The organism is Kitasatospora sp. MY 5-36, assembly GCF_001182915.1.
Classification (GTDB): domain Bacteria; phylum Actinomycetota; class Actinomycetes; order Streptomycetales; family Streptomycetaceae; genus Kitasatospora.
On sequence record NZ_LFVW01000202.1, the window covers coordinates 1 to 3955 of the forward strand.

General features: G+C 74.5%; 7 protein-coding genes. 6 read left to right on the forward strand and 1 reads right to left on the reverse strand.

The window, feature by feature from the left end; translation table 11 throughout:
• The 4 genes from AE652_RS48160 to AE652_RS14995 all read left to right on the forward strand — a co-directional run.
• On the forward strand, positions 1 to 191 hold a 191-nt coding region (locus tag AE652_RS48160; RefSeq protein ID WP_234348390.1), incomplete at its 5' end, for a hypothetical protein.
• Complete coding sequence (locus AE652_RS14985; RefSeq protein ID WP_049651863.1) at positions 188 to 598, forward strand: roadblock/LC7 domain-containing protein; 411 nt, start codon at positions 188 to 190, stop codon at positions 596 to 598. The genes AE652_RS48160 and AE652_RS14985, both read left to right, overlap by 4 nt.
• Positions 599 to 723: 125 nt before the next feature.
• Positions 724 to 1071: a DUF742 domain-containing protein gene (locus AE652_RS14990; protein ID WP_049651866.1), complete on the forward strand. Its 348-nt coding sequence runs from the start codon at positions 724 to 726 to the stop codon at positions 1069 to 1071.
• Between the two features lie 97 nt (positions 1072 to 1168).
• Positions 1169 to 1741 carry an ATP/GTP-binding protein gene (locus AE652_RS14995; RefSeq protein ID WP_049651867.1) on the forward strand — a complete coding sequence of 191 codons (573 nt, stop codon included), beginning with the start codon at positions 1169 to 1171 and terminating at the stop codon, positions 1739 to 1741.
• Positions 1742 to 1886: 145 nt separating this feature from the next.
• Here AE652_RS14995 and AE652_RS15000 read toward each other — a convergent pair whose 3' ends face one another.
• Positions 1887 to 2258 carry a hypothetical protein gene (locus tag AE652_RS15000; RefSeq protein WP_049651864.1) on the reverse strand — a complete coding sequence of 124 codons (372 nt, stop codon included), beginning with the start codon at positions 2256 to 2258 and terminating at the stop codon, positions 1887 to 1889.
• 332 nt (positions 2259 to 2590) lie between these two features.
• On the opposite strand from AE652_RS15000, the gene AE652_RS15005 reads away from it, so the two are divergent.
• Together AE652_RS15005 and AE652_RS15010 are read left to right on the forward strand one after the other, a co-directional pair.
• Entirely contained in the window at positions 2591 to 3163 is a 573-nt protein-coding gene (locus tag AE652_RS15005; RefSeq protein WP_063780162.1) for an RNA polymerase sigma factor, read from the forward strand.
• A 104-nt stretch (positions 3164 to 3267) separates the two neighbouring features.
• Positions 3268 to 3955, forward strand: a 688-nt coding sequence (locus tag AE652_RS15010) for a hypothetical protein (protein WP_049651865.1), incomplete at its 3' end; no start/stop codon positions are given.

The following is a 3955-nucleotide window of genomic DNA, read 5'->3' on the forward strand; positions in this document are numbered from 1 at the left end:
CCGGCGACGGCCTCGGCGCCGCGGGCCGCAGCCCGGAGGAGGCGCGGGCGGCGATGTCGGCCTTCCAGAACGGATGGGCGCGCGGTCTGCACCCGGAGGTTCGGCGGGACGGGCAGCCCGCCGACGCTCCGCGGCCGCCGCGGGCGCGCCACCCCCAACCCCCGTCCCGACCCGAAGGAGAGCGTCCGTGATCGCCACCACCCACCGCGCGGGGGAGCTGAACTGGCTCCTCGACGAGCTGGTCCAGCGCGCCCCCGAGCTCCGCTTCGCCGTGATGCTCTCCGCCGACGGACTGGCCATGGGCACCTCGGCCGGTCTGGCGCGGGAGGACGGGGAGCATCTGGCGGCCGTCGCCTCCGGCTTCCACAGCCTGGCCAAGGGCGCCGGCCGGCACTTCGGCGCCGGCGAAGTCCGCCAGACCATGGTCGAGTTGGAGGGCGGCTACCTGCTGGTCGCGGCGGCCGGGGAGGGTACCTGCCTCGCCGTGTTCACCACGGCCCGGGCCGACCTCGGCCTGGTCGCCTACGAGATGGCCAGGCTGGTCCGCCGGGTCGGGGAGCACCTGAGCGCCCCGCCGCGGACGGTGGGCGGCCGGTGAGTCCGGTGCCCCACCCGTACCGGGGGCGACATCCCGAGCACCCGAGGGCCGAACCCGACGGTCACCCCCGCAATCCGCTCGCGGCCGCCCACCGGGCCCGCTGGTACGACGACGACGCCGGGCCGCTGGTCCGCCCGTACGCGATGACCAGGGGGCGCACCGGGGCCGGGGAGCAGCGCTTCGACCTGATCGCCGTGGTGGTCGCCGAACTCCCCGACCCGGCGCTCGTACCGGACGCGCCCGAGCCGCCGGTCGGCCCGGAACAGGCGCGCATCCTCGCGCTGTGCCGGGGCACTCCGCTGTCCGTGGCCGAGCTGGCCGCCGAGCTCGACCTGCCGGTGGGCGTCGTGCGGGTGCTGCTCGGCGACCTGCTGGCGGCCGGGCTCATCCGGGTCCGCCGTCCCGTCCCGCCCGCCCTGCTCCCCGACGAGCGCATCCTCCAGGAGGTCATCCGTGGACTCCGTGCACTCTGACCACCCGTCCGACCTGCCCGACCCGTCGGTATCGTCCGGCCGGTCCGGTCCGTACGGCGGGTCGGACCCGTTCGATGCCGAGGATCCCGACGACGCCGTGCTGGCGCTCAAGATCCTGGTGGCGGGCGGCTTCGGGGTCGGCAAGACGACGCTGGTCGGCGCGGTCAGCGAGATCCGGCCGCTGCGCACCGAGGAGCGGCTGACCGAGGCCGGGCGGGAGGTGGACGACCTCGACGGCGTGGAGCGCAAGTCGACGACCACGGTGGCGATGGACTTCGGTCGGATCACCATCCGGGAGGGGCTGGCGGTCTACCTGTTCGGCACCCCGGGGCAGGACCGGTTCTGGTTCCTCTGGGACGAGCTGGCCCAGGGGGCGCTCGGTGCGGTGGTGCTCGCCGACACCCGCCGGCTGACCGACTGCTTCCCGGCCGTCGACTTCTTCGAGCACCGGGGCATCCCCTTCGTGGTCGCGGTGAACCGTTTCGCCGGGACACGGGAGTTCAGGCCGGAGGAGGTCGCCCGCGCGCTGGACCTGGACGCGGGTACGCCGGTGCTGTTGTGCGATGCGCGCCACCGGGCCTCGGGCAAGGAGGTGCTGATCAACCTGGTCGAGCACGCGGGCCGGGTGCACGCCGCCCGGCTGCTCGCGGACGTCTCTCCGGTGGGCTGAGGCGGCGGCGGGAGGTGTCGGCGGGCGGACGGCGTGCGGATGACAGCTGACAACTCACAACTAACAGGTGACAGCTGACAGATTTCGAAATCTGTCAGCTGTCACCTGTCACCCGTCGACTCTCAGCGGTTCCGGGTCCGGCGGTTCAGCTGTGCCACTGGAACACGATCCGGGTCCAGCTCGACCCGGGGCAGTTGCCCCAGACCGCCCAGGCCTGCGGCCGCGCGCCGATCCACAGGCCGGTGCTCGACGAGCCGTCGGCACAGTAGGTGATGGTGCGCAGTCGTCCGGAGTAGACGTTGCAGGTCCCCTCCCAGCGCCAGCCGTAGTCGGCGGTGATGACGCAGCGGTAGGTCGCGGTCTCGACGGTGTTCCAGTCCGTGTCGGTCTCGGGGGTGAGGGCCTGGGTCCGGACCGTCGCCGCGGCGGCCGGCAGGGCGGTGGCCCCGAGCACGCCGAGGGCGGCCGTGGCGGCCAGCCCGAACGTGGCGATCTTCCTGGCGATGCAACCTCGCACGGTGGTTCTCCTTGCTCAGGGGTTCTCGTCGGGCGGAGCCGTCCCCGGTCGCCGGGGTGTCCGCGCGGAGGTGAAGTCCCGCTTCCTGTGCGGTTGGTGACATGGTGCACACGAATGACTGCGCACAGTGAGACGACGAACTATGATGTGACCTGTGTCACAAGTCATTCGGTCGGCTCAAGACCCCTGTGGCCAGGGCGGACCGGGTGCTCGGGGTGCCGATTTCCGGGGAGAGCGGCATGGTGGATTGCAGCGGTCGAAATGCGGGCGGCGGACGGGAAGAGGGCTTCGGTCCGAGTGGGAGTAGCGGTCAATCGGCCGAATTCAACCGGGTGTTCACGGATCTCCTGCCCAGACTCCAGCAGGCGGCGGCCTCCCTCGCCGGCGGTCCGGTCGGCGCCGGGGACGTCGTCCACGAGGCGTACCTGCGGATCGCCCGCCGGCCGGAGCGCTTCCTCGGTCATCCGCAGCCGTACGCCTACGCGTTCACCACGATGGTGAACATCCTGCGCGACCAGTGGCGCCGGGAGCGTCGGCGGGTGTCGATGCCCGAGGTGCCGGAGGTGGGCGACGCCGTCGAGCGGGACCGGGGGGAGTTCGACCCCAGGTCCGGCGGGATGGCCGAGTTGCAGGCGCGCTGGGAGGTGGTCCGCCTGCTGGGCTTCCTGACCGTCAAGCAGGCCCGCGCGGTGGCGCTGGTGGACCTCGACGGCTACAGCGTCGACGAGGCCGCCGAACTGCTCGGGCTGCACCGCAGCACGCTGGCCGTCACCCGGCGCCGAGCCCACGGCCGACTGCGCGCCGTCCTCCAGCGGGAGCGCGAACGCGAGCGGGAGGCGGGGTGCGAACGGGAGCAGGAGCGGGGGTGCGAACAGGAGCGCGAGCGGGAGCACGAGCGGAGCTGAGGGTGTGGCGGTGCGCGGGGCGGCGGGCGTACGAGTGCCGCCCCGACGCACCGAGCTGACGGCAAGTCAGCTGATGCGCCGCCCCGGCCCGTACCCTGCGAATCGTGATCATCCACCAGCACGGCCGCCTGCGCGCACTGGCCGAGGACGGCCGCTGGCCCGAGCTGCTCGCCGCCTACCGGCAGGGCCGCGCGGCCGCCGTGGCGGAGGCGGGCGAGGAGGCCGCGGCCGTGCTGACCGCGCCGCTCGGCCACCTGATCGCCTACGCGGCGCCGCCCGAGCTGGCCGTCCGCCTGTTCGACCGGGACGGCGGCACGGGGACGGCCGCCGGAGTGGCCGACCACGACGCCGGCCCGCTCTGGGAGGTGCTGGCGACCCGGCACTCCTGGCTGCGGCTGGCCCCGCTGCTCGGTCCGGTCCCGGTGCGACGGCTGGTCGCGCACACCCGGGCGCTGCTCGGCGAGGACCTCTCGTACGGGGCCGAGCCCGACCCGGAGGGCGTGCCGCTGCGCCTGGAGCCGTGGGAGGCGGCGGGCTGGGACGAGGCGGCCCGGGTACGCGAGTACCTGCCCGGCGGGGGCGCGCGCAGTGCGCTGCTGACCCTGCCGGCCAGCCGGGAGGGCTTGGGCGAGGTGGAGCTGCCCCCGGTGGCGCGGTCGGCCGGACGGCCGGACGGGCCGCCGGTCACCCGGGCCCTGGAGGGGCTGGGCGCGCTCGCGCCGTGGGCGGAGACGGCTTGCGTCCGCGGTCAGGCCCCGGCGGCGGCCGCCCTGCTGGCCCGCGACCGGCGGG